Origin of the sequence: Phaeodactylibacter xiamenensis (assembly GCF_965229835.1) — a bacterium.
GTDB classification, from domain to species: domain Bacteria; phylum Bacteroidota; class Bacteroidia; order Chitinophagales; family Saprospiraceae; genus Phaeodactylibacter; species Phaeodactylibacter xiamenensis.
In genome coordinates this window covers 4,905,239-4,929,857 of the sequence record NZ_OZ245931.1, presented here as the reverse complement: position 1 = coordinate 4,929,857, position 24,619 = coordinate 4,905,239, and the positions used below count along the sequence as shown (strand labels likewise).

20 protein-coding genes are annotated in these 24,619 nt (G+C 52.4%); 6 read left to right on the top strand and 14 right to left on the bottom strand.

The window, feature by feature from the left end:
- Positions 1–92 precede the first annotated feature (92 nt).
- The gene (gene mnmG / locus ACO08I_RS18795) at positions 93–1,958 is read left to right on the top strand and encodes a tRNA uridine-5-carboxymethylaminomethyl(34) synthesis enzyme MnmG (RefSeq protein WP_421946754.1); all 1,866 of its coding nucleotides are present in this window, start codon (positions 93–95) and stop codon (positions 1,956–1,958) included.
- 229 nt (positions 1,959–2,187) lie between these two features.
- Here mnmG and ACO08I_RS18790 read toward each other — a convergent pair whose 3' ends face one another.
- A complete protein-coding gene (locus tag ACO08I_RS18790) occupies positions 2,188–2,793 on the bottom strand; it encodes a ribonuclease HII (protein ID WP_282777059.1) in 606 nt (201 codons plus the stop codon).
- Positions 2,794–2,845: 52 nt separating this feature from the next.
- Between ACO08I_RS18790 and ACO08I_RS18785 the strand changes: the two genes are divergently transcribed.
- Positions 2,846–5,359, top strand: coding sequence for a DUF5686 family protein (locus ACO08I_RS18785; RefSeq protein WP_421946753.1), 2,514 nt, complete (start codon positions 2,846–2,848; stop codon positions 5,357–5,359).
- 7 nt (positions 5,360–5,366) lie between these two features.
- Here the strand turns inward: ACO08I_RS18785 and ACO08I_RS18780 are convergent, their stop codons facing one another.
- Complete coding sequence (locus ACO08I_RS18780; protein WP_044219571.1) at positions 5,367–5,942, bottom strand: hypothetical protein; 576 nt, start codon at positions 5,940–5,942, stop codon at positions 5,367–5,369.
- Positions 5,943–6,056: 114 nt separating this feature from the next.
- Between ACO08I_RS18780 and ACO08I_RS18775 the strand changes: the two genes are divergently transcribed.
- The gene (locus tag ACO08I_RS18775) at positions 6,057–7,991 is read left to right on the top strand and encodes a CBS domain-containing protein (protein ID WP_421946752.1); all 1,935 of its coding nucleotides are present in this window, start codon (positions 6,057–6,059) and stop codon (positions 7,989–7,991) included.
- A gap of 2 nt (positions 7,992–7,993) precedes the next feature.
- Here ACO08I_RS18775 and ACO08I_RS18770 read toward each other — a convergent pair whose 3' ends face one another.
- The 3 genes from ACO08I_RS18770 to ACO08I_RS18760 form a co-directional block, all read right to left on the bottom strand.
- Positions 7,994–8,866 (bottom strand): OmpA family protein, encoded by an 873-nt coding sequence (locus tag ACO08I_RS18770; RefSeq protein WP_421946751.1) that lies wholly within the window; start codon positions 8,864–8,866, stop codon positions 7,994–7,996.
- A gap of 147 nt (positions 8,867–9,013) precedes the next feature.
- The gene (locus tag ACO08I_RS18765) at positions 9,014–9,925 is read right to left on the bottom strand and encodes a hypothetical protein (protein ID WP_282777050.1); all 912 of its coding nucleotides are present in this window, start codon (positions 9,923–9,925) and stop codon (positions 9,014–9,016) included.
- A 124-nt stretch (positions 9,926–10,049) separates the two neighbouring features.
- Entirely contained in the window at positions 10,050–12,482 is a 2,433-nt protein-coding gene (locus ACO08I_RS18760; protein ID WP_421946750.1) for an agmatine deiminase family protein, read from the bottom strand.
- A 142-nt stretch (positions 12,483–12,624) separates the two neighbouring features.
- Here ACO08I_RS18760 and ACO08I_RS18755 point away from each other — a divergent pair, with 142 nt between their 5' ends.
- Positions 12,625–13,212: a hypothetical protein gene (locus ACO08I_RS18755; protein WP_282777046.1), complete on the top strand. Its 588-nt coding sequence runs from the start codon at positions 12,625–12,627 to the stop codon at positions 13,210–13,212.
- 3 nt (positions 13,213–13,215) lie between these two features.
- Here the strand turns inward: ACO08I_RS18755 and ACO08I_RS18750 are convergent, their stop codons facing one another.
- The 9 genes from ACO08I_RS18750 to ACO08I_RS18710 form a co-directional block, all read right to left on the bottom strand.
- A complete protein-coding gene (locus ACO08I_RS18750; RefSeq protein ID WP_421946749.1) occupies positions 13,216–13,782 on the bottom strand; it encodes a condensin complex protein MksE in 567 nt (188 codons plus the stop codon).
- Positions 13,779–15,017 carry a hypothetical protein gene (locus tag ACO08I_RS18745; RefSeq protein WP_421946748.1) on the bottom strand — a complete coding sequence of 413 codons (1,239 nt, stop codon included), beginning with the start codon at positions 15,015–15,017 and terminating at the stop codon, positions 13,779–13,781. The genes ACO08I_RS18750 and ACO08I_RS18745 overlap by 4 nt, the downstream gene beginning before the upstream one ends.
- A 1-nt stretch (position 15,018) precedes the next feature.
- Positions 15,019–17,694 (bottom strand): ATP-binding protein, encoded by a 2,676-nt coding sequence (locus tag ACO08I_RS18740; RefSeq protein ID WP_421946747.1) that lies wholly within the window; start codon positions 17,692–17,694, stop codon positions 15,019–15,021.
- Between the two features lie 39 nt (positions 17,695–17,733).
- Positions 17,734–18,042: a DUF4286 family protein gene (locus ACO08I_RS18735; protein ID WP_044219547.1), complete on the bottom strand. Its 309-nt coding sequence runs from the start codon at positions 18,040–18,042 to the stop codon at positions 17,734–17,736.
- A gap of 29 nt (positions 18,043–18,071) precedes the next feature.
- The gene (locus ACO08I_RS18730; RefSeq protein WP_421946746.1) at positions 18,072–18,908 is read right to left on the bottom strand and encodes a peroxiredoxin family protein; all 837 of its coding nucleotides are present in this window, start codon (positions 18,906–18,908) and stop codon (positions 18,072–18,074) included.
- Positions 18,884–19,420, bottom strand: a complete 537-nt coding sequence (locus ACO08I_RS18725; RefSeq protein WP_421946745.1) for a hypothetical protein — start codon at positions 19,418–19,420, stop codon at positions 18,884–18,886. Before ACO08I_RS18725 ends, ACO08I_RS18730 begins: the two co-directional genes overlap by 25 nt.
- Before the next feature lie 74 nt (positions 19,421–19,494).
- The gene (locus ACO08I_RS18720; protein WP_044219771.1) at positions 19,495–21,045 is read right to left on the bottom strand and encodes an Rne/Rng family ribonuclease; all 1,551 of its coding nucleotides are present in this window, start codon (positions 21,043–21,045) and stop codon (positions 19,495–19,497) included.
- A 786-nt stretch (positions 21,046–21,831) separates the two neighbouring features.
- The gene (locus tag ACO08I_RS18715) at positions 21,832–22,620 is read right to left on the bottom strand and encodes a tetratricopeptide repeat protein (protein WP_044219545.1); all 789 of its coding nucleotides are present in this window, start codon (positions 22,618–22,620) and stop codon (positions 21,832–21,834) included.
- An 11-nt stretch (positions 22,621–22,631) separates the two neighbouring features.
- A complete protein-coding gene (locus ACO08I_RS18710) occupies positions 22,632–22,940 on the bottom strand; it encodes an HU family DNA-binding protein (RefSeq protein ID WP_044145658.1) in 309 nt (102 codons plus the stop codon).
- 239 nt (positions 22,941–23,179) lie between these two features.
- On the opposite strand from ACO08I_RS18710, the gene ACO08I_RS18705 reads away from it, so the two are divergent.
- Together ACO08I_RS18705 and gmk are read left to right on the top strand one after the other, a co-directional pair.
- Entirely contained in the window at positions 23,180–24,055 is an 876-nt protein-coding gene (locus tag ACO08I_RS18705) for a YicC/YloC family endoribonuclease (RefSeq protein WP_421946744.1), read from the top strand.
- Positions 24,052–24,618, top strand: a complete 567-nt coding sequence (gene gmk / locus ACO08I_RS18700; protein ID WP_044219543.1) for a guanylate kinase — start codon at positions 24,052–24,054, stop codon at positions 24,616–24,618. The genes ACO08I_RS18705 and gmk overlap by 4 nt, the downstream gene beginning before the upstream one ends.
- Position 24,619 lies beyond the last annotated feature (1 nt).

The window sequence follows — 24,619 nt, the reverse complement described above, 5'->3', positions numbered from 1 at the left end:
GACCGATTGAACGAAAATTCGGACTGTGCTGTTGATTGTCAAGCGAATACCGTACTTTTGCAAGTCCGAAAATTACAAGACCGATAACGATTATGTTTCCAGAATACGATGTGATTGTAGTGGGTGCCGGGCACTCGGGATGCGAAGCCGCCGTAGCCGCAGCTAACCTGGGCTCCAAAGTGATGCTCGCCACTATGAATATGAATACCATCGCGCAGATGTCCTGCAATCCGGCTATGGGCGGGGTGGCTAAGGGTCAGATTGTACGGGAAATTGATGCCCTGGGTGGTTACTCCGGTATTGTGACCGACCACACGATGGTGCAGTTCCGCATGCTCAACCGTTCCAAAGGGCCGGCTATGTGGAGCCCGCGGGCCCAAAGCGACCGTATGCTCTTTGCGGCCAAATGGCGCGAGTTGCTGGAGCAGCATCCTAACATCGACTTTTGGCAGGAAATGGTCACGGGTATTATGGTGAAAGACGGCCGGGCAACCGGTGTGCGCACCAGTCTGGGGCTGGAAATCCCGGCAAAGGCAGTCATCCTGACCAACGGCACTTTCCTCAACGGCATTATCCACATCGGTGAAAAGCAATTCGGTGGTGGCCGGGCGGGCGAACGTGCTTCCAAGGGTATCACCGAGCAACTCGTGGAGCTGGGCTTCGAAGCCGGCCGCATGAAAACCGGTACCCCACCCCGCCTCGACGGCCGCTCTATCGACTGGTCGCAGCTGGAAGAACAACCGGGCGATGAAGATCCGGGCAAGTTTTCCTACACCGATACTCCAACGCTGAAAAAACAGCGCCCCTGCCACATCGCCTACACGAGTCAGGAAGTGCACGACACGCTGAAGGAAGGCTTTGACCGCTCCCCTATGTTCAATGGGCGCATTCAGGGCCTGGGGCCACGCTACTGCCCTTCCATCGAAGATAAAATCGACCGCTTTGCTGACCGCGACCGGCATCAGCTTTTTGTAGAGCCCGAGGGTTGGAATACCGTTGAGATTTACGTCAACGGCTTCTCGTCTTCCCTGCCGGAGGATGTGCAGTACAAAGCGCTGCGGAAAATCCGGGGTTTTGAAAATGCCAAGATGTTCCGCCCGGGCTATGCCATCGAATACGACTTCTTCCAGCCTACGCAGCTGAAGCTTACACTGGAAACCAAGCTCGTCGACCGCCTTTACTTCGCCGGACAGATCAACGGCACCACCGGTTACGAAGAGGCCGGCTGTCAGGGGCTGATTGCCGGTATCAATGCCCACCTTTCCATCAGGGAGGAAGCGCCATTTGTGCTGCGCCGCTCCGATGGCTACATCGGTGTGCTCATCGACGACCTCGTCAACAAAGGTACCAAGGAGCCTTACCGCATGTTTACCTCCCGGGCCGAGTACCGCATCCTGCTCCGGCAAGACAATGCCGACCTCCGTCTGACGCCCCTGGCACAAGAGCTGGGCATCCAAGGTGCGGAAGAGCGCATGCAGCGCGTACTGGCCAAGCAGGAAGCTGGTGAAGCCATCAGTAAATTTGCCCGCAAGCTCAGCGTGGAGCCTGGTGAAGTCAACCGCTACCTGGACAGCCTGGGTTCGCAGCCGCTTTCGCAAAAAGTGAAGCTGCACAGCCTGCTCCTGCGCCCGCATGTGGATATTGCCGGGCTGCGCACCGTTCTTCCTGCCCTGGATGAGTTCCTGGGCAACTATGAGCCTGAGTTTATCGAGACGGCCGAGACGGATATGAAGTACGAGGGCTACATTGAGCGGGAGCGCGAGCGGGCCGACAAGATGAACCGCCTGGAAAATGTCCGCCTTTTCGACAACCTGGACTACGAGCAGCTGACTTCCCTGTCAAAAGAGGCCCGCGAAAAGCTATCCCAAATCCGCCCGGAAACGGTGGGGCAGGCGAGCCGGATCAGCGGAGTTTCTCCGGCGGATATTTCGGTCTTGCTGGTGCATATGGGGCGGTAGGTTTTTCTGTGTTTTTTGGTCAACTGTTTTCAGGAATTGATCGTGACATTTCCACCCCCTGAATCCACCTCCAGCGGGGGACAGTCGCTGCGCTTGGGGTGAGGGCGTTGAGGTGATCGCAGTGGCTTCAAGCTTCATACTGCAACATACGAAGCAGCCCTAAACCTTTGGCTCCAGCCTAAGACAAAACACTACGCTAACTCACGCTACCCTGAAATCAAACAAAACCCTACGCCCAAAGCCGCCCCTGCTCCGCATTAGGCAGCAGGCGGAACGACTGCCGGTGGTGTGGCGTAGCCCCGTGCGCCTGTATAGCCGCCCGATGTGCTTTGGTGGGGTAGCCCTTGTTTTTATGCCAGTCGTAGTGGGGGTGCATTTCGTGAATCTGCATCATATAGTCGTCGCGGTAGGTTTTGGCCAGTACGGAGGCGGCAGCGATCGACAGATACTTCCCATCTCCCTTGATGATGCAGTGGTGGGGCAAGTCCTGATAAGCCTTGAACCGGTTGCCGTCGATGAGCAGACATTCCGGTATGGGGTCGAGTTGAGCGATGGCCCGGTGCATGGCAAGGAAGGAGGCGTTGAGAATATTGATCTCATCGATTTCTTTTGGGGCCACCTGCGCTACAGCCCATGCAATGGCTTCGGCTTCGACGATTTTACGCGCTTCGTACCGCTGTTTTTCTGACAATTGTTTGGAATCATTGAGCAACGGGTGCTCAAAATCTGTTGGTAAAATCACAGCAGCTGCAAAGACCGGCCCGGCAAGACAGCCGCGCCCGGCTTCATCGCAGCCTGCTTCAATCTGATTTTTGTCGAAAAAGGGCAATAACATTATCGCGAAGAGTTGAATTAGTGGCCACAAAGATATAGCTTACGTCCAAGAGATGATGAAAAGTCCAATATTTATCCTACTGCTACTGCTTACAGCCGCTCCACTCCTGGGGCAGGTGACGCTGCGTGGCCGGGTGATCGATCAGGATACCAAGGAGGGCGTACCTTTTAGCAACGTATTCTTCGAAGGCACTACCAAAGGCACCTCTACTGATGTGGATGGTTACTATGAAATTACGGTCAAGGAGCCCGGAGACAGCCTGAGCGCGAGCGCCATCGGTTATAATGTGGTACGTAAGCCCGTGCTGCCGGACCTCGCAGAGCAGGAGATCAACTTCTACCTTGGCGGCTCCAGCCTGACCCTCAACGAGGTGGTGGTCATTGCCGGGGAAAATCCGGCCAATGCCATTGTGAAGGGCATTATTGACAACAAACCGCAAACCCGCATGAGCGCCCGGGAGTCCTACGCCTACGAAAGCTACGCTAAAATTGAGCTGGACCTGGAAAACATAGACGCAGAGCTGCGCAACAAGAAGCTCCTCAAGCCCTTCGACTTCATCTTCGAGAACATCGACAGCACTTCAGATGAGAAGCCCTTCCTGCCGATTTACATCAATGAGGTCCTCTCCGATGTGCTGTATGTGAAGGATGCGGGCCAGCCTAAGCGTATCATCAAAGCACAGCGTGCTACCGGCACGAACAATCAGACCGTTATCGAGTACATCAAGCGCATCCACCTGGAGTACAGTATTTACGATGACTGGATTTACGTGCTGGACAAGCCCTTCGCCAGCCCTTTTTCCAAATCCGGGCTCAACTACTACGAGTACTACATCATCGACAGCGCCATGGTCAACGGGCACTGGAGCCATCAGCTGAAGTTTAAGCCCAAGCGCAAGCAGGAGCCAACTTTTTATGGCGACTTTTGGGTGGCAGATTCTACCTTTGCGGTACAACGTGCCAATATGCGGATGACGCCCGATGCCAACATTAACCTGGTCAGCCGTATCATTATACATGAAGAATATGAACCGAGGGGAGAGGTACCCAACTGGGTGCCGGTCAAGAAAAAGATGGTGGTCGACTTTTCCCCCGCCGAAAATGCGCCCGGGATGATCGCCCGGCGGACCGAGACCTTCAGAAACGTACGCCTCAATCAGCTTGGCACCAAACAGGATTATATTGAGCTGGAAGAATTTTACCTGCTCGATGAAGTCAAGGTGGAAAACGACTCCTTCTGGCAGGCTGCCCGTCACGAGCCCCTTTCCAAAACGGAACAGCAGGTCTACACCATGGTAGACAGTATTCAGAACATGCCTTTGTTCAAGACCTATGTGGAAGTCCTGGAGACTGTCTTCGTCGGCTACCTGCAAGTTGGCAAAGTGGAAATCGGTCCCTATTCCTCCCTCTACAGCTTCAATCCGGTGGAAGGCGACCGCTTTAGTATTGGCGGGCGGACTACACGGCTATTCAGTGAAAACCTACGGCTTGGTGGCTTCCTTGCCTACGGGCTTCAGGACCAACAATTCAAATACGGGGGCAATGTAGACTGGATTATGAGCCGAAAGCCCAGAACTACGGCTGGTATAGCTTACGTAAACGACATCAGCCTCAACAGCGAGAACAGTGAGGAATTTGTGCAGGGCGATTTGTTTTCCGGGCTTTTCCGACGGGACCTGCTCATGAAGCTAATGCGTGTCAGAGAGGGCAAGGTCTACTACGAGCGCTTTTGGAAGAATGGCTTGTCCAACCGCGTCACCTTCCTGCACCGGGAGATGGACCCCTACGGCGGTATTTTTCCCGACGGGCGCGGCTTCAACTTTGCTTATTTATCGGACCCGGGCCGATTGACCGATATTGATACGACCATCCGCACTACAGAGATCGTTTTCAAAACCCGGTACGTAAAGGACGAGATGATTGTAGACGGCGATTTCAGCCGCAACAGCTTTGGGTCCAAACACCCCATCATTGAATTCCAGTATACGCTGGGCGTCGATGACCTGCTTGGCGGGCAGTACACCTACCATAAGCTCAACCTGAGTTACCGGCACTACTTTTATATGAACCCAATAGGCTGGATGTCCTACCGCATCCGGGCAGGCAAAGTTTTTGGCAATGTCCCCTTCCTGTTGATGGAGGTTCACCCCGGCAACGAAGGCTATCTGGTAGGTCGGAGTATTTTCAACATGATGACGCGGTATGAGTTTGCCAGCGACACCTACGCCAGCCTGATGCTGGAACACCACTTCGATGGGTTCTTCCTGAACCACATCCCGCTTTTGCGTAAGCTTAAGTTCCGTTCCTACGCGACCTTCAAAGCGGTGATGGGCCGCCTCTCCAATGCCAACCGAGATGTAAACCGGCTCAACCTCTTCGAGCCTACCGATGTCAACACCTATCCGGGCTTCCGGGCACCGAGCCAACATCCCTACATGGAGGCCAGTGTAGGCATTGAGAATATCCTGAAGGTCTTCCAAATTGAAGCCGTATGGCGGCTGAACTATATGGACAACCCTCAGGCAAGGCGCTTCGGGCTGAGGGGCGGTGTGGCTTTTTACTTCTAACCCCTAGCTACCGGTAAGCCCTGAAGACCATATCCAGTTGTGAAGCATAGTTAGCGGGTGGGGAATAAGCAAAGAAGACGACTATTTCCAGCCGGACACTCTCCCGGAACAAATCCCGCTTGGCATTCCGCAGCCCGGGCAGCAGGTCAATGCGGTCATCTTCAGGGTAGCGCTGCAGCTGATCGATGTAGAAGACTTCATCGGCAGGGGTACAGTTTTCTGTCCCATCTTCACATATGCGTACCGAGACCCCCTCCATAAAGACATAATCAAACCCATCCAGGCACCGAAGGGTTGCCGAGTAGGCACTCACCTCAGAAATCGCCGAGGTATCCGTATTGTTCTGGTTGAGGAAGAAGTTAATATTGGTAGCCACCCCGCGGATAGCGTAAGCCCCCGGAAGCACAGGGCTTTCACCGGCTTGAATGGTGAAGCGGAAATTCGGGTAAGCCAGATCAAACAACGGCTGCCGGTTATCACGGCGGCAGGCAGCGAAGATGAGCACTGTGAGGAAGATGTAAACCAATTGCTTCATAATGTTCATAACAACCGAATGCCCGGAAAGATTGTGTGCGTGGGACATCTTAAAGATTGCTCTTTTTTCACGCCGCCCGGGCAAGCAAAATTAAAAACTAAATTTATGCTTGCCTTTCCAATTATCAACTATATTTAAGCAGTTGAACAAAACGACACACTTATGGGCGAACAAAGAGTCTCTCTGGTACAGGATGAAGTATCTATGCAACAGTTTGTTAAGAAGCTGCTGCGGGATGTACAGGCATTGGAATACATGTTGGACAACGACTGGTTTGAAAAGGACATCGTCCGTATCGGGGCGGAACAGGAGATGTGCCTGGTGCACCGAAAAACCTACAAGCCGGCTACAATTGCCATGGAGGCGCTCGACCACATGAAAGAATATGACTGGGTGGAGACCGAGCTGGCAAAGTTTAACCTGGAGACCAATCTCGACCCGCGGGAGTTCACCGGGCACTGCCTGAGCGAGCTGGAAAAAGAGAACGCAGGTAAGCTGGATAAAATCAGTGACAAGCTCAAGGACCTCAAGGCACGGCTCATTCTTACGGGTATTTTGCCTACACTCCGAAAGTATGACCTGGAGATGCACAACCTGACGCCTAAGAAGCGCTACTATGCACTCATGGAGGCCATCAATTCCCAGCTGCAGGGCAATGCCTATGAGCTTCGGCTTTCGGGGATTGACGAACTGCTGCTGCGGCATAATTCTCCACTGCTGGAGGCTTGCAACACCAGCTTCCAGGTCCACCTGCAGGTAAGCCCCAACAACTTTGCACCGTTGTACAACATCTCGCAGGTCCTGGCTGCTCCCGTTATTGCAGTGTCCGCCAATTCACCTATTGTCTTTGGCAAGCGCTTATGGCATGAAAGCCGTATTGCGTTGTTCCAACAGGCCCTGGATGTACGTACCACAAATGAACATATGCGGCAGCGCAGTCCCAGAGTCAGTTTCGGCACCAACTGGCTCAACGAATCCATTATGGAGATTTATAAGGAGGACATCGCGCGCTTCCGTGTACTGCTGAGTGCTGATGTGGAAGAAGATTCTATAAAGCTGCTTTCAGAAGGGAAGGTACCCAAGCTACGTGCCCTGCAGGTTCACAACTCCACGGTGTACCGGTGGAACCGCCCCTGCTATGGTGTGAGCCCGAATGGCCAGCCCCATCTCCGTATTGAGAACCGGGTCATCCCTGCCGGTCCAACCGTTGTTGATGAAGTGGCCAACGCTGCTTTCTGGCTGGGAGCTATGGTAGGCATGCACACTGCCTATCCTGATATCCGGGCTAAAATTGGGTGGGAAGATGCGCAGGACAATTTCATCAAATCCGCCAAATTTGGTATCGATACCAAGTTCACCTGGTTTGGCGACCAGAAAGTAACGGCTACTGACCTCCTGCAGCAGGAACTCATCCCACTGGCACGGGAAGGCCTGAAGCAACGCAATGTGGATAGTGGCGACATCGACCGGTATATGGGCATTATTGAGGAGCGGGCTAAAATGCATATGAGCGGCTCGCGCTGGCAACTGCGGGCCTACACCAAACTGTCCAAGGAGGTAACACGCGATGAAGCCCTCTGCGGTCTGACGGCCTCTATCATCAAAAACCAGAAAGCCAATAAACCGGTTCATACCTGGGAGCTCCCGAATGCAGAAGATATGCCCGATTATAAACCCGCCCGCCTGATGGTCGATGAATTTATGGAAACCGACCTGTTTACAGTGCAGAAAGATGACCTCATCGAACTGGTCGCAGAACTCATGGATTGGCGCAAAATCCGCTACATGCCTGTGGAGGACTCCAAGGGCAAACTCGTAGGGCTTATTACTTCCCGGCTGTTGCTGCGCTACTACACGCATCAAAGCCGGCTCAACGGCAAGGCCGCAATCTGTGTGAAGGATATCATGATTAAAAGCCCGATCACCGTTGGGCCCAATGAGACGATCGTGCAGGCCATGCGCACGATGCGCGACAAAAAAATCGGCTGCCTGCCTGTGGTGCAGAACGATGAACTGATCGGCATCATCACAGAAATGGATTTTCTGCGCATCACTGGCCGCCTGATGGAACGGCTGGAGGCGGAGTTTGAGGATTGAGCCTAATCCAAAGCACGCTTTAAATCGCGCAACAGACGGCGCTGCCCAAGCTCTATCCGAAACTCCATACGCTCGTTGAGCAGCCGGCCCTCCTCCGTTGAATTGGAAGCGCGGGGTGCAAAATCGCCCTTGCCCGCCACCGTCACCCGGCTGGTGCTGAGCTCGTATTTCCGGGTCAGTTCGTTCACCAGGGTGGCAGCCCGCATGGCACTAAACTCCCATTTGCTGTTGATGCTGTTGCGGCGCAGAGGCTCGTTATTATTGTGGCCGATGACCGTGAGCTGCAGCGTGGGATAATCTGCCAGATACCGGCTGATGATTAGCAGGGTCGAGTCAGCCGCCGGTTCGAGGCGGGTGGTGCTGCCCGGATAAAAAAGATAATCAGCTAACACAGATAACGACAAATAGCCCCCGGGTTCCACATCAAGAGTAAAGGCAGCAGAATCCCGCCTTTGCAAAGTATCAAGCAGCTGAGCACCAAGGGTATCAAGCTCGGCGTTGCGGGCTTCCAGCAAAGCCTGGAAAGCCGCAATTTTGGCATCTCTTTCGGCAATGAGCGCGTCCCGTTCCTGCAGGCGGTCATCCAGGTCCTGCACTTCATTTGAGCGCTCTCTTTGCAACCGCTCAATTTCATCATCAAGGGCAATGATCCGGTCTTGTAAATTGCGCTGACTGGCGAGTAGAGCGGTATTCTCCCCCCGGCGCTCAGCTGTATCCAATCTCAACTGGTAGACGAGATTTGTGGTGGAGTCCAACCGGTAAGTTAAGCTGTCTGCCATTGCATCAGCAGTAGCCAGAGCCGCCAGGTGCTTTTTTTTGCCCACGCAGGACAGCAGTAGCAGGGGAAATAATCCAATCCAAAGTATCTTCCTCATTTGCAGACGATTTAGCCCCACAAATATAGCCTTCCTGATCTGTCCGCTGAAAAATACTCGCGCGTTCCTGAAATCAGCGAGCCCCGAAAAGGCGCAAAAGCTTTCCCGGGGCTCGAATAGTTTTATTGGAATTTATTCCGGCCAGGTTTAACGCAGCCGTATGCTGGAGGAGCCCAGCATGCCGATTTCCGTAAAGATGGACACCCGGTAAAACCCAGCGTCAAGTTTATCTTCCAGGTCGTATACGAAAGATAGACGCTGGTTCTCAGCAATATCCACATCTTTCGCTTTGACGGCGATGATGTCCATTTCCTGGTTATTGACAATAGTTTTTGCCTTTACCGGATTGGCAGCAGCAATTGGCGTTCCCTTGTCATCGTTAATGGTCAGATAAAGGGTACGCAGTCCCTGCAGCTCGTCCGGTACACCAGTCAGGTCGAAGCTGACCCGGATGGTCCGTACACGGCGCGCTTTGGAGGTTACTTTGTCATTACCTTTTTCCAGCTCTACCTGAAAGGCAGAAGCTTTAAAGTTTTCCAGCGTCAGCCGGCTATTTTCCTCTTCAATGGTTCGCCGGATATTGTTCAGCTGTTCAATCTCTTCTTTGGAAGCCGTGAGTTCGCCTTCCATGACGCCCATAGCCTGACGCAGGGAGTCATTCTCAGCTACTAACCCCTGAATATTGGACTGCAGCTCATCCTTCAGAGACATGAGTTCCTGAATCTCCGCTCGTAGTGCATTAATTTCGGAGGAACTTTTCGCACGGATATTACGAATGGCCGCTTCCTTTTGTGCAATGGTTTCCTGGGCTTGTGCCAGATCGCCCTGCAATTCTCCGTTTTGCTCCGCGAGCATGGTATATTCACCCTGCAGGCTGTCCACTTCTGAAAGCAGGTCTTCTCTCAGTCCTTCCAGGTCTTCAACCGTACCCTCCAGTTTATCCCGGACGCCCTCCAGTTCCTTACGTTGGCTGTTTTGGTTGAGCCCCCAAATACCGGCGGCGATAAACAGGATGGCTAAGATAACGATGGCGGCAATCATGCCTTTCTTCTGGTCCATAGTTGTTACAGTTAGTTGGTTTTGATGATGAAACTCGTCTTTTTTCAAGCGTGCTTCATCCCTCCTAACGAAGTGAAATGACCAAATCGCATGATTGCCTCCACTTTTTTTAACATTTTTTTAATTATTCAACGATCGTCATTCTCAGCGTGGTCCGGGACTGCCCCTGACTGAGCTGCAGGTTGTAAGTCCCTGCCGACAAGCCCTCCACAGGCAGCTGTAGTTGATGTCCTCCTGCCGATATTTCCGTTTGACCGCTGCGCAGTTGCTGCCCGAATTGATTAGTAAGGCTCCAGGCCAGTACGCCTGCCTTAGGGCTACGGACGGACAATTGCGCCTGATTGACTACCGGATTGGGGAATATCCGCGCATTAAGTACACCGGCTTCTGCAAACGAAGCACTGGTAGGGTCCAGGTCAAGCACTTCGATCAGGTCCAGGTAAATGAAGTTGCCATAGTCGCCAACATTTTCAAATTCTATTGTCACGGCTTGTCCTGTAAAATCTGCCAGGGAGACAGTTTCCGTACGCCATTCGTCACAACCTTCAGGCACAAACGGGCTGATTTCCGGGCTTGCTGTGGCCAGGTCGCTGCCAAAGGCTTCGTACACGGTGGTCTTATTGCCATCGCAGTCGATCAGGTTTACCCGAAGCCCATCGGCAATACCAGTCGTTTTTTGAGCATGGGCCACATCAAAACGCAGCGTGGGGTCATTTAAACTGCTCAGGTCGAAATTGGCACGCAGGTAATCACTTGTGTTGCGGGTATCGACCAGGAAGTTGTTGATGCGCATGGCACCGGGGTCGCAGAAATCAAAGTCCACCCGTTCCCAGGCTGCCAGGTCGCCCTCGGGATTCTCCACCGTCCAGGTTGCTGCCGGGAAGGCATCTTCAAAGGTCTCCAGGTAAGGCTGTTGCAGTTGCCGCACTTCCACGTGGTTCATTTGTGCCAGGGTATCAGCAATACTGCCTTTGTAGGCGATTAGCTCCACGGCATAACTTCCCCCTTCCTGATAAGTGACTGTCGGCATTTCTACCGTTGAAGTGGCTGGCTGCCCGCCCGGGAAATACCAGCGGATACTGTCGTAGGCACCGGTCGTCAGGTTCTCAAATGCGACCGCCTCGCCCGGGCAAATCTCGCGGGATTCCGGCCCAAAGGCGGGCTGCAGGGCATCGACTTTAAACCGGAAGTAGCCTTCAGGGGCCACAATAGGGCGCACCTGAGATTTTCCGCTGTTGGCTTCGGCTGCCAGGTAGTATTCCACTACTGTATTTTCCGGGAAGGGGGGAATGCTGCTTGTCCAAACAGATTCTGAAGTATCAGAAAGCACCATATTTACGGTGGTATAATCTGCCTCATCAGCTGTGCGGTAGTGCAGTGTAGCCTCCGCAATGCCACTCTTGTGCTTGATGATCGCGCTAAGCGGATAGGCATCTTCGGTACTTTCCTGGTCTCGCAGGCGGGCGTGGGCAATCCACAGCGGATCGTTTACGCCAACCAGCTTGGTGATGCAGTGGATCGCACCAAGGCTGGGGATGATCCCGTTACAGTCAATGCCCACGATATTATAGCCGGGCAGGGCTTCTTCATAAATACGAAGGGCGGTGGTATCGTACTGCTCATCGTAGGTAGGCACAAGCACGGTGCCATTCACAAACAGGGAATTAGTGTACGTGCGGTAGTCCCCGTTTTGATCCGGGTAGCGCCCCTGTGCATCCGGAGGCATAGGAATTCTTATAATGCGGTAAGGGTTACCGAATGGCGTCGGCACCTCATTGAGCAGGTACTCAATATTGGCTTCAATCTGCGGGCCATCAGACACACCATCCGGATACTCCCCAATGATGATGGTTTCTTCGTCAATGAAGCGCATGTGCATATCGAGGTGGTGGATTACATCGTAAGGAAGCGCAGGCAGCTTCACATAACGGTCTGCACCGAAAAAGAGGTTGGCAATCTGGTCGATCTCTGCTTCGGTTTTGAAGGGGTTTTCCTCCAGGATCAGGTCAGAGGAAAAAATGGTGCCCATGCCATCACGGAGGTTGTTCCCTCCGCTGTGCACCCAATCGTAGGGCGGCTCTATGGCTTCGTAAATGGGTAGCCCGAGGTGCTGAGCGATGAAGGCCGGAATTTTATCATCATTCGGGCGCCAGGGCCGGTTGTAGATGTAATCCGCGATCATCAGGCTGTCTACGTCATTGTGGTAAATTGTCCAGGGGCCGTAGTCCCGAATCCAGATGGAATCATACTCCGGGCTTAGTATCTCAACGTTTTCCAGGGAAACGTTCCCGGAACTGAGGTAATTCGAAACGGCAGAAGGGTTATCTGCAAAGATGATGACTTTGCATTCGGCGGAGCCATGGCGCACAATCTCCCTGAGCAGGATCGCATGCTGATTGCGCCAGCTTACCAGCAGTGCCTGTGATTCTTCCCACTCGGCCATCAGGCGCACCGGGGCGGGGGGTGGATCCGTGCTGACTTCCTGTGCCCGGGTTGAGGTAGCAGGCAGCAATAATAACCAAACGAAGCAGATCAGTAGTGTAGACCTTAGTTGCATAGGATGAGTTTTGTAACTCTTAAAGATACACCGATACCACTACTTTTTAAAAGGCAACTTTGGATTGCGTCGCCAAAATTGCCAGAACGTTGTTATCAGCCTCCCTAAAAGGTTGTACCTTTTAGGGAAGAAAAAATAATGTATGCCCGTTTTTGAAGAAAGTGGCCTGCAGTTCGGGTTCGATAACCGGTGGACGGTACGCAAGTACGATGCGCACCGCTTCTTTCAGGGCTTCAGCGGTGCCGGTCTGAAGGGGGTAGACTTCATTGCCCTATCAGGCAGTGCGCTGCTATTGCTGGAAGTCAAAAACTACCGCCGGCGCCGGGCCTGGCAAACGGAAAACCCTTTTGACCGTATTTTGGAAACTCCGGAAATATTCGCCGGACATATGGCGGGCAAGTTTACAGATACCCTGCGGGCACTCCGGGCTATTGGCACTTACTATCGCCGAAAGTGGTTATTCCGACTATGCCGCCCCATCTTGCTGAGGCGTTCCGGAGGGCACTCCGACTGGGCATTCTGGGCACAGGTGGATGCACATCTGCAAGGCGGCCAACCCGTGATCGCGGCACTTTGGCTGGAAACCGAACGAGACCAGGCTGTCTTCCGCGAGCAGCTAAGGCAGTCCCTGAAAAATCTGCTTGAAGATGAGGTTCAGGAAGTACAGGTGTATCATCTGGCCATGGACAAATCACCGGAGGGCATTCAGGTGTACCTTGCTCAAAAATAACCCCTACTCTTCCTCCTCCGCGAGCCGCTGATTGTAGCGGGCTACCGAACGGGCGAATTCCAAAAAGTACTTATGTGCCGGAGTAAACCGGAAAATCTGATCGTCCAGCCTCTCAATGATGCGGCGGCGGTGCAGGCGGTTGTAGAAATTGCGGCGGGCCTGGGCGTCCTGCAGGTTGGTAGTAGCGTCAAGGACTTCCCGGAAGGAAGACATTTCAAACATTTGCTCCACCTGCTCAAACTCCAGCGTGTGAAAAGAAAGCTGCTCCAGCAGGTTATAGCCTTCCCGGTCGAGCTCATAGCATAATATGCCCAGGAAGATGCACACATCGCGCGAAAGCGGGTCGCTGTCCCGCCCACTTTGCAAAAAGGCGTACTCACTGTGGTATTCCAGGGACAGCCCGAAGGACTCCCGAAAAAAAGCCTGGTAAAAATCAACGTGCTGCTTTAGCGTCATGAAAGCCGGGTCGCCTTCAAGGAGGAAACGCCCGTCTACCAGCAAGGCTTCCACTACATCCTGATGGCCCTCGGGGAAATTGATTCGGCGTTCTGCAGAGGTATCCCTATTCATAGAGCAGTTGTTTTTTGAGCCGTAGCTTCCTGTGTTTTGCGGCGCACCTCCATGACCGGCAGGTCAAAGACAGCGGACTCGATTTGTAATTGGATGCGGCCTTCGCTAAATTCGGCTTCATACTCATCGGCTTCTTCAAAGAGCAGGCTGCCAATTTTGAGGAAGCGTTCGGTGGTAGGCATAGCTTCGTGTGCCTGCATCACCTCATAGCACCATTCGAAGTAGTTGCCTACGGGGGCCGCAGCCTTCAGTGCCTGCTGGTAATGGCGGCGGTTGAAGTAGACCTGACGGGTGTTCACCGGGGCGGTTTCTTCTTCCTTAAGGACAATATCGGCCGGGCGGCGCTCAAACTGCTGCAGGAACAGCTCCAGCCCCACACCTATATTACTGCCCGTGAGCGTGAACAACCGGCGCGCGGGCATCACCGGCACTTTGTGCAGGAAAGGCCGCTCCAGAAAATAAAGCCAGCCACTGAGGATTTCCGACTCGGTCTGCAGGCGTTCAATCAGTGGCAGCAACTCGCGGGTCACCACATGGGATTGCCGGAGAATGCGGGCTTCAGCTTCACGCAACAACTCATGCAGACGCTCAAACCGTTGCCGGATACCGGTGTGCGGATGGTTGAAGCGTTCCACATTAACGTAAGCGGATACCTGGTTGAGCAGATTGGTAATGGACTGCTTTTTCTGGACGTCGAGGATTCGGTTGAGCGGCTCGATGTAGTATTCAATCAGGTGGCGGGCGCGGCGTACCCGCTCACTGTAGGGGATTTCGCCTTTGTTGGCCTTGAGGTACTGACTGTTGCGCAGCAGCTGGCTCGTATTGCTCTCTACATTTTCCAAAAACTCCTGCAGTTCCTGATAGAAGGCGTCGAGGCGTTCAGCCAGGATGAGAATGTCATCGTCCCGGAATGCCTGAATCCGCTTGAACAGCTCAAGGAAAGCCTGCCGGTACTTGGTCAGCTCCTCCGGCAGCAGCGGCTTAAACTCGTTAAGCAGAAAAGCCAGAAAGCCCCGCACCGGCTCATTGATGCGGAAGCCATTAGGCTGGCTGACCACCAGTTTGTAGTCCAGCATCCGCTTGACGATAACGTCCGCTTTTTCTTCTGTGGCTTCTTCAAACAGATCCCGACCAATGATGCTGTGCTCCAGTTGCAGGCGGTAGAGCGTGCGGAACAGCTCGAAGTTATCTTCGAGGAAGCGGAGGGCCTTATCTGGTTCTGCTTTTAAGATCATGCTATACCGCTTGGGCTACCTGAATAACGTGTTTTTGCTCATCAACCACCAACTGACCGCTGGGCTGCCGCTGAATAAGCAGATACTGGTCAAAGCCGTCCACAATATCCGGGGCGGCAAAAATGGGATAAAAGTGGTGCTCTTTGCAGAACTCCACGAGCTGGGGCCGGTTCTTACCATCAATGGTGGCGATTTCGTCGATAAACAAGACCACCCGGTTGTCCGGGCTACGCTGCGACAGCCGGCTGATGACCGCCATGACGATGATGAGGCGCAACATCCGGTCCGTACCATCTGACTCCACCTGCCGCCCGAGGTTGACCGAGCGGACTTTACCATTGATGGAAAGCCGCAGCTGCAGGTTGAACAAATCACTAAAGGCGATGGCCTGCCCTTTCTCGAGGTACTCCCTCAGGATGTCGAGCCGCTTGGCAGTATGGTCGGGCATACGGAACAGCCCATCAGTGGTGAGGGACAGCTCAGCGATGGACCGCAGGTCGTTCTGCAGGCGCTCGTTGGGCTCAAGCAGCACATTGAGGGATTCCAGATTAGAGATTTGGATCTCGCCCATCGTCCGGTTGAACTCATGGTGCACGAAAGCTTTGAATTCCTCATAGGCATCCAGAAAACGCTGAGCCGGGTTAGCAAACTGCACAGCAATGCTTTCCAGCAGGCTTTCGATACTTTGCTGCTTATCCCCGATCGAGAGCATTTCCTGCTCCAGCTGGGTGACAAACTGCTGCTCATCGGCCAGGTCGAACTGGGTTTTGTCTTTGAGCTGCTGGAAGAGACGCTGCCGGGCTTCCCGCTTTTGGGCCACCTCTTTGCGCAACTGCTTGATCTGGTTGAACAACTGCCGGATGGAATCGGGCGTGCGCACCATTTCCTGTGCATCAGGCTCCATAACGGGCAGGTTCATTTCCTCCACTTCCCGCTGATCGCGCTCCATATCCCGTGTTGACTGCTCAATGCCCTGCACCTCTTCCTGCAGCTGTCGGATAGCACGCTGCCGGCGCTGCAAGTCCTCTTGTACGGTGCGGTATTCGTGTTCGAGCGTATTAAGCTGCTTCTCCAGCTTGCGGATAGCCTGCTGCTGGCTTTTTAGTTCGTTTTTGATTTCAGGCAGCGCGCGCACCTGCTGCAGGGACTCCTCCAGTTCCTGGCGTTCAGCCTTGGCGGCTTCGAGTTGTTTTTTGATTTCGGCGCTGTTCTGAGCCGTGTCCATCAGCTGGGCGTAGCGGTCGCGTTCCTGCTGTAGTTCGGCGACTTCTTCTGCCAGTTGCCCGGGGTTGCTTACTTCCTGCATAGGAAAATCCTCAGGCAGCTCAATCTGCCCGTCGAAGAGCTCAATGAGGCGGCTGGCCTGGCTGATGGGCTTCTTGATTCGTGCTTTTGGCAATCGGGCGATATCCGGATGCAGGATGCTGTTGAGGAGGCGGCGCTGCGCATCGTCTTTCGCCAGGTGGGCTATAAGCCAGTCGTTGATATCGGCCTGCTGTGCCGCTTTGCGCTGTATTTGCTGATCTAGGCGCTCAATGCGGCGCTGCAACTGCTCTGGTGGCTGGGCGGCATTGGCAGCATACTGCTGCAGCCGGAACCAGAGCTGCTCCACTTTCTCCTGCTGATTTTGCAATTGTTGCTCCAGCAGGCTTTCAGCGGGGAGTTCCAGGGCTTGCTGCTGCTGTTGCTGCAGCGTTTGGGCTTCGCTCTTCAATTGGCGAAGCTCATAATCAAGACGGCCCTTTTGCTGATTAATGCGGTCATTCTCCACACTTTTGGCCTGAAGCTCGCCCTCCATTTGCTCAATTTCCTGCTTTTTGCGATGGCGCTGTTCCATGAGTGTGGCCCGTCGCAGGTTGGCACTGGCGAAAAAGGTAGCCACCTGCTGGCAAAGCAGCTCGTAGTGGGCTTTCACTTCGCTGACCAGGCTTTTGAACTGGGTGAACTCTGCCTCAATATTTTTAAGTACAGACAACTGCTGGCTTTGGTAGCGCAGGCGGTCAATCTGCTGTATATTCTGCCGGCTGTAGCTCAGCTCGTCCTGATCGCGGCTATCGGCAATCAGCAGGATGTCCTTGAGGGCCCGGTTGTCGATAAGTTTAGAGTTGATGAGGTAGCGGTAGACTTTATTAAAACTATTGTACGTACCGCTGATCTTGCACTTATCGGTGAGCCAGACCACGGCATCGTTACGGTCCCCAACCTGATAGATGTGCTTGAGGATTTCCTGGACCTGATCGATTTTTTTGACCTTCGCGCCTGCTTTGACGGCGGTGCGCATTAATTCCTTATAATTACGGAGATGCTGCCCATCTGCCTGTTCTTCGAAGAAATAGCTGCGTTGATAAGGCTGATCGATGCGGGTGTAGAGCACCTCATTGTCAGCATTGCGGTGCACAAGCATGCAATAGCGGCGGTCCCGCTTTTTGACCTCGAAGAGGATGAAGCTCCGCTCCGGGCTTGGGAAGTAGTGCGCCAGGGTCTCCTTATCGGCCGTACGCTGCCCGCTGAAGTTCATCAGGCGTTTATTGACCAGGAACAGGAAGTTAAGGGCATAGATCAGGGAGCTCTTGCCTACGTTATTGGGGCCTACCAGCTGCGGGGAGTGGCCGTGTTCGAATCCGACCTCTGCCATTTTGTAGGCACAGGAGTTAATGAGTACGAGTTTGGTCAGCATAGCCGACAAAGATAAAAAAACAAGGCTAAGAAAGCAGGGCTACAGTACTTTCATCAGGGTACGGAAAGCAACGAACTTCCCCTTGTACCGGTCCTGATGGTCTTTCTGCAACAGGTAGGCATGCTTTTCCTGATAGAGTTGGTAGGTGGTCATATTGGGGCTCAGGTACTGAATGCTATAGGTGAAGCCATCGGACTCATCCGTACCCAGCAGGCGGGAAATCCGGTGCTCGATGAACATGCCGGTTTCCATAATCGCCGGGATGTGCACCCGGCGCATCCACCGCAGCCAGTCTTCGTGTACGTCGTGGTCTATTTTCACCGTAACATTATACAGGATCTTGCTCATGTTTATTTTTTAGCATTTGGTAGGAAGGGCTATTCCCCAAAGATTTCAGCCAGTTTGATTTCCAGGGCTTCTGCACGAAGTTTGTTGGCAATGACGCTGCCCTCGGCGTCAACAAGCACGGTGTGGGGGATAGAACGCACTCCATATAGTTGGGCGACTTCGTTCTGCCAGCCTTTCAGATCACTTACGTGAGGCCAGGTTAGCCCATCAGCTTCAATAGCAGCCAGCCACTTATCGCGGTCCCGGTCCAGGCTGATGCCCAGTATCTCGAAGCCTTTATCCTTGTATTTTTCGTATACTTTCACCACGTTGGGGTTCTCCCATCGGCAGGGTCCGCACCAGCTTGCCCAAAAATCGAGCAGAACAACCTTCCCCCTGAAATCCGAAAGGCTCAGTGGCTCACCCTCGGGGCTATTCTGCGAAAAGTCCGGCGCACTGCCACCTTTCATCAGGTTTTTCACCTGTTCGATCTCCGCATACATGCTCGCTGCCGCATCCGGATCTTTCTCTTTGTAAACGTCAATGAACGCCTGTGCGAAGTGAGCAAAGCTTTGGCTGTTTCTTTGCTTAAGTCCTGCCACGACCCCGGAGAGCGCCAGCTTGTGTGCCGGTGAGCCAGGCGCTATGCCGGACATTGCCCCCTCGATAAACTGCTGCTGCCGTTCCGCATTAATACCAATGCTCGCCAGCGTAGTGGCATATTCCTGGAACTTTTCGAAGGTCCAGGGCAACTGTCCGTATACCGGCTGGGAAAAGTCTACAAGGCCAAAAAACTCGTTGGCGAAGTATTCAATTTCATTACCGTACCCTTCCGGGTGGTTGTGGTAGCTCAGATAGGTGTTCAGTCGAACAATAGGGCCAAACAAAGGGTGTTGTTTTTCAGCGCGGGCCAGCAGGGCCAGCTTTTTTCGTCCAGGGCTTCCATATCAGCAACGACTGCAGCCTTACCTGCACTGTCCCGTTTGGACTGGTAACGGCGGATCAACCCTGCGCCTTCCTGCTTGAGGGCATTGATTTCTGTCTTCAGCTCCTGATAGTTCGTATTCAATGGAGAGTCACCAACTGCGGCAGTCCGGATTTTAAGGCAGCTGCCAGACAAGCGTATGGTGTCCTCCTCACCAAGCAGGAGTGGGATCATATTGCTGCGGCTGGTCCCGATGTAGAAGAAGCTTGTTTCCTGCTTTGGCAAACGGACCTGATACTGATCCTCTCCGGTTTTCTCTACTGATTGGACCGGATAGAACTTGCTGCCGTCAAACTTCAGGAGGGCCAGCGGTTCCTGGCAACCGGCAAGATTTACTTCTACCACGACTTCCTGAGCCGGCGCTGCAAGAGTAAACAGGCATAGTATCCATATGGAAGACAGTAACTTATGCATGGTCTTATGTTTTGGCGTTATAAAGGTAAAATACAAAAGGTGAAGCATTTTACCACTCCACCTTTTACCCGATCTTAGTTCAGTCGGATTTCATCCTCGTTCTCATCGTAGAACTTGTACTTGGTCAGGTGGAAATCATTATTCGCCTGAATACGCACCCACTTGTAGTAATTCATGTACCAGCGCATTTGCACGCTTGGGAGCCCTTTCTTGAGGTAAGCCTCAATGAAGGGGTGTACCAGTAGTTTGATTTTCGACTTTGGCCGGGACTGAACGATGAAGTTCAGGTCGCGCTCGATCTCGTCATAAATCAGCAGGGAAGCATTGATCTTTCCGGTACCGTTGCAGGTTGGGCAGACTTCGGAAGTGCTGATATTGACCTCCGGCCGCACCCGCTGACGGGTAATCTGCATCAGCCCGAATTTGCTCAGGGGCAAAATCGTATGCTGAGCGCGGTCTTTCTTCATAAACTGCCGCATGGCCTTGACGAGCTCTTTGCGCTGCTCAGCCTTGCGCATATCGATGAAGTCGATAATAATGATACCACCGATGTCCCGCAGGCGCAACTGCCGTGCAATCTCTTCTGCTGCTTCAAGGTTGACCCGCATGACGGTATCTTCCTGCTTTGAGCTGCCCATTTTGTGCCCGCTGTTCACGTCAATAACGTGCATAGCTTCGGTGTGCTCAATGACGAGGTAAGCCCCACTTGGCATAGTAGCCGTTTTGCCAAAGGATGCTTTGATCTGCTTGGTTACACCGTGGGCATCAAAAACAGGCTTATTGGTCCGGTGTAAATTGACAATCTTGACTTGCTCCGGAGATATATTCTCGAGGTAGCCCCGGATGTTTTGGTACATCTGCTTGTCGTTGACTACAATCCGGTTGAAGGAGTCCGTTAGTACGTCCCTCAGTATACTCGAGGTTTTATCCAGTTCGCTGAGGAGTTTCAAAGGCGGCTTGGCCTTGTGGAGCTGTTTGTGAATATCCTCCCAGCTTTGCATGATCTGAATGATCTCTTCGTGCAGGTCTGCCACTTTCTTGCCTTCGGCCGCTGTGCGCACAATTACGCCAAAGCTCTTCGGCCGGATACTCTCTACCAGGAGGTGGAGGCGTTTACGCTCTTCGGCGTTGCTTATTTTTTTGGAAACAGCTACAACGTTGGAGAATGGGGTGAGGACGATATAGCGCCCCGGCAGTGTCAGCTCACAACTCAGGCGCGGCCCTTTGGTGGAGATCGGTTCTTTAAGCACCTGAACCAGGATAGGCTGCTTCTTACTAAGCACCTGATCGACTTTACCGGTTTTGATGATATCCGGCTCCATCTTGAAGTTGTCAAGTGTATGAGTATTGACCCCGCCTGACATCGCACCATTCGTGAATTTGAGCAGCGACTTGAGCTTGGGGCCCAAATCAGTGTAGTGCAGGAAGGCGTCTTTAGGGTGCCCGATATCCACGAAAGCGGCATTCAGGCCAGGCATGAGGCGTTTGATACGCCCTACGAAAATGTCCCCTACGGTAAAATTGTCGTTGGTTTTCTGATAGTGGATTTCTACCAGTTTTCCGTTTTCAAGCAACGCAATTTGAACCTCCGTGGGGGTGGAATTGATGATAAGTTCTTTTTCCACGGTCATGTTTTTGGGCTCCTGCCTGAACTCTCGGGGCTCGCCTTATACCAAGGTAGCGGCAACCGCCCGGCACGGGCAGAAGTCAAAGATAAACTCGGTCTCAGCGATCAAGCGAGATACGAACAGCAGTGGAAAAGAACCGTTGAAGTGTCACCCTAAGCCAATTATAAAGTGCCTTTGATGTTAATAAAGGCAGAGCATAAAAGCTTTGGGCTCATTTATCGTAAAGTTAGGTCTGCTTTAACAGGAAGGAAGCTGCTTTGTCTTCATAAAAGGAGCCTGATTAGAGGCAAAATATCTTATTGCTAACACGCGCCTACTGCGCCGTGTCGTTCTCTGCAGCTCTAAAGTATCCTATTATACAAGCTCTCCGGTAGCCGCTCTTTCGATTCGGGCTATACTTTTGGGCCTGTAACCTGTCAAAGAAGTTTTTTCTTTCTTCTGCCAGCACCTCATGTATAATCTGAGGCACTAACCTGAAGTGGATCAGCGGTTATTACAGCTGAAAGGGTATGAGGCGACGGGCCGTATTTGAATGACGGCTCCCCAACTTCATCCGGCATAGCTGATGTACAATACCACGCCTGAATACACCGCTTCCGGAGTCAGGCACAGGCCAGACTCCGGAAGCAACCGAAAATCACTTACTTATTCTTCTTCTTATGACGATTCTTGCGCAAACGCTTTTTACGTTTGTGCGTTGCGATCTTATGTCTTTTTCTCTTCTTTCCACAAGGCATAGTCAGAATCCTTTTAAAAATGAAAAAATCAAATATTTAATGATAATTACTGTCTCAGTTGCCGGCACTGCTCAGCAAATGCATTAGCCTGCTCAGCATTTCCGGCGCCTTCATAGGCTTGAGCCAGTAAACAAATGGTTGTCACGTTCTGCGAGTCGGCTTTCAAAGCGGCCTCCAGGCGTTTGACGGCATTCTCAAACTGCCCGGTACGAATAGATAGCCGGCCAAGGGCATTAAGTACTAAAACATTGTCAGGCTGCTCTTGGTTGAGTTCTCTCAACATCAGCACCCCTTTCATTGGATTATCTTCCGGCGGATTATTGGTATAAGTCAGCGCCAGGTTAACCCGATTGGCCAGGTTTTCCGGATTCAGGGAAATGGCATTTTCAAAAGCCTGTATTGCCCGTTTCGAACAAAAAGACTTTATCCGCTCCTCTGTCGTACGCTGCGTACAGATAGAGTAGGTAGTCCCTGCGATGGACCATGCCCCCTCGTTATTTTCCACCTCAGCCACCTGCTGCGCATAGTGGCCGGCGATGGAGAAACGCTGCAATTGATACCATTCCCCGGAGAGCTCCTTGTACAAGCCTACCCGGATGCTGTCTTCAAGTGAAGACTCCAGGTCTTGCTCAAGGCCCGAAATCATCGAGCGCTGAGCAGGCTCAAGCACTGCTTTAGCTTCCTGAATGACCAAATTAATGTCTGTACTTTCAACCGATAGTGCTCTGGACGTTTCCAGACTTGCGATATCTTCAGGTTTTCGGTCGCAGCCCAGGTAGAGTACCAGAAACAAGGCTAATGCCCCGGCGATGACCGCCCACTGAAGCTTTGTCATATCAGCAAAAGTTATTTTGTATCTTCATCCGGGAGCGCATCCACATTTTCTTTCACCTGCTCCACGAAAACCTTCGCCGGCTTGAATGAAGGGATATAATGCTCAGGGATTTCTATGGCGATATTCTTCTTGATATGGCGACCGATTTTTTTGGCGCGCTTTTTAATCACGAAAGAGCCAAAACCGCGGATATACACGTTCTCACCATCAGAAAGGCTGCCTTTCACTTCTTTGAAGAAAGTCTCCAAGGTAACCAACACGTCTACCTTTGGCACACCTGTTTTCTCTGAAATTGCTGCAACCAAATCAGCTTTTCTCATCGTTAGTTCTTGGTTTATAGTCAGTTATAGCAATTCTTGCTTTTTCAAAACGAAGGGCAAAGCTCGGTATTTATTTTTTTAATCGAAAATAAATGTTTGGTTTATTTTTACTTTTTTTGGTTCGCGCTCAACTGGTTACAGCAAAAAATGACTTTTCCATTCCTTTCTTTATCTTTGCACATTGCAAAATTACGGCTGTATTAGCCTACCTTCCGGGCTTAAAGCCTAAACTTATTTCTATGCTGCTATCAATGACAGGCTACGGCCGCGTGTCACATCCCTTTAAGGATAAAACCATCAATGTAGAGCTCCGGTCTCTCAATAGTAAATACACTGATATCAGGGCCAAAATACCTCAAAACTACCGGGAAAAAGAGCATGAACTCCGCAAGCTCATCTCCGACCGGGTGCACCGGGGCAAAATAGAGGTCAATATCGAAGTAGCTTCTGATAGCGGGGATGAGGAGTACGGCCTCAACGAACCGCTCTTCCGCAAATACCACCGGGAGCTGAGCCGCCTTTCTTCCGAACTCAACATACCGGATGGCGATATGCTGCAGGCTATTCTACGGCTGCCCTCTGTAGTGGCGACTGCGGCTGACAGCATAGACGAAGAGGAGTGGTCTGCCATGAAAACTGCGCTGAATGACGCGATAGAGAAGTTCACCGCTTTCCGCACCGCCGAGGGCAATGCCATGAAGGAGGATCTGCAACTACGCGTTGAAAACATCTCCAGCCTGCTCCAGCAATTGGACCCGGAGGAGGAAGAGCGCGTGACTAAACTGAGGCAGCGTATGCGGCAAAGTTTGGAAGAGCACCTGGGCAAGGACAAAGTAGACGACAACCGCTTCGAGCAGGAGATACTGTTCTATCTCGAAAAAATTGATATCACGGAAGAGAAAGTCCGCCTCGAACAGCACTGTAAGTACTTTATTGAGGAACTCAACAAAAAGCAGCCCCTCAAGGGCCGGAAATTAAGCTTCATCAGCCAGGAGATGGGCCGGGAGATTAATACTATGGGTGCCAAAGCCTATTCTTCCAGCATCCAAAAGCTGGTAGTAGAGATGAAGGACGAGTTAGAAAAAGTTAAAGAACAAGTGGCCAACACCGTATGAGTAAGTTATTTCTATTTGCCGCGCCTTCAGGAGCTGGCAAAACTACTATTGTCCGGCATCTCCTTGAGCGCTATGATCATTTGTCTTTTTCCACCTCAGCCACTACCCGGCCCAAACGGCCGCATGAAACGGATGGCAAAGACTACTATTTTATTTCTCCGAAGCAGTTTACGGAGTTAGTGAAAAGCGAGGGCTTTGTGGAATGGGAAGAGGTATATGAGGGCCTGTTCTATGGCACCCTCAAAAGTGAAGTGGAGCGGCTATGGGGAAAGGGTAAGCATATTGTGTTCGATATTGATGTAAAAGGTGCAGTCAATATTAAGGAAGCCTACCCCGAGGAGGCAATCGCTGTATTCGTCAAGCCCCCTTCACTTGAGGCGCTGCGTCAGCGGTTGGTTGCCCGTGGCACTGAGGACGAGTCTAATCTCCGTAAACGGCTGGACAGAGCGGCTGAAGAAATGACCTATGAGGGCCGTTTTGACATCGTACTCATCAACGATGACCTGCAACAAGCGCTCCGTGCTGCGGAAAAAATTATTGAAGATGCAATAAAGGAAGCCTAGA

What these genes read in the sequence shown, in the direction of transcription:
- ACO08I_RS18725 (WP_421946745.1), bottom strand. Translation starts at nt 19,420, where the DNA reads ATGCATAAGTTACTGTCTTCCATATGGATACTATGCCTGTTTACTCTT.
- ACO08I_RS18715 (WP_044219545.1), bottom strand. Translation starts at nt 22,620, where the DNA reads ATGACAAAGCTTCAGTGGGCGGTCATCGCCGGGGCATTAGCCTTGTTT.
- ACO08I_RS18775 (WP_421946752.1), top strand. Translation starts at nt 6,057, where the DNA reads ATGGGCGAACAAAGAGTCTCTCTGGTACAGGATGAAGTATCTATGCAA.
- ACO08I_RS18745 (WP_421946748.1), bottom strand. Translation starts at nt 15,017, where the DNA reads ATGATCTTAAAAGCAGAACCAGATAAGGCCCTCCGCTTCCTCGAAGAT.
- ACO08I_RS18755 (WP_282777046.1), top strand. Translation starts at nt 12,625, where the DNA reads ATGCCCGTTTTTGAAGAAAGTGGCCTGCAGTTCGGGTTCGATAACCGG.
- ACO08I_RS18735 (WP_044219547.1), bottom strand. Translation starts at nt 18,042, where the DNA reads ATGAGCAAGATCCTGTATAATGTTACGGTGAAAATAGACCACGACGTA.
- ACO08I_RS18770 (WP_421946751.1), bottom strand. Translation starts at nt 8,866, where the DNA reads ATGAGGAAGATACTTTGGATTGGATTATTTCCCCTGCTACTGCTGTCC.
- ACO08I_RS18780 (WP_044219571.1), bottom strand. Translation starts at nt 5,942, where the DNA reads ATGTCCCACGCACACAATCTTTCCGGGCATTCGGTTGTTATGAACATT.
- mnmG (WP_421946754.1), top strand. Translation starts at nt 93, where the DNA reads ATGTTTCCAGAATACGATGTGATTGTAGTGGGTGCCGGGCACTCGGGA.
- ACO08I_RS18750 (WP_421946749.1), bottom strand. Translation starts at nt 13,782, where the DNA reads ATGAATAGGGATACCTCTGCAGAACGCCGAATCAATTTCCCCGAGGGC.
- ACO08I_RS18760 (WP_421946750.1), bottom strand. Translation starts at nt 12,482, where the DNA reads ATGCAACTAAGGTCTACACTACTGATCTGCTTCGTTTGGTTATTATTG.
- ACO08I_RS18785 (WP_421946753.1), top strand. Translation starts at nt 2,846, where the DNA reads ATGATGAAAAGTCCAATATTTATCCTACTGCTACTGCTTACAGCCGCT.
- ACO08I_RS18765 (WP_282777050.1), bottom strand. Translation starts at nt 9,925, where the DNA reads ATGGACCAGAAGAAAGGCATGATTGCCGCCATCGTTATCTTAGCCATC.
- gmk (WP_044219543.1), top strand. Translation starts at nt 24,052, where the DNA reads ATGAGTAAGTTATTTCTATTTGCCGCGCCTTCAGGAGCTGGCAAAACT.
- ACO08I_RS18740 (WP_421946747.1), bottom strand. Translation starts at nt 17,694, where the DNA reads ATGCTGACCAAACTCGTACTCATTAACTCCTGTGCCTACAAAATGGCA.
- ACO08I_RS18790 (WP_282777059.1), bottom strand. Translation starts at nt 2,793, where the DNA reads ATGTTATTGCCCTTTTTCGACAAAAATCAGATTGAAGCAGGCTGCGAT.
- ACO08I_RS18710 (WP_044145658.1), bottom strand. Translation starts at nt 22,940, where the DNA reads ATGAGAAAAGCTGATTTGGTTGCAGCAATTTCAGAGAAAACAGGTGTG.
- ACO08I_RS18705 (WP_421946744.1), top strand. Translation starts at nt 23,180, where the DNA reads ATGCTGCTATCAATGACAGGCTACGGCCGCGTGTCACATCCCTTTAAG.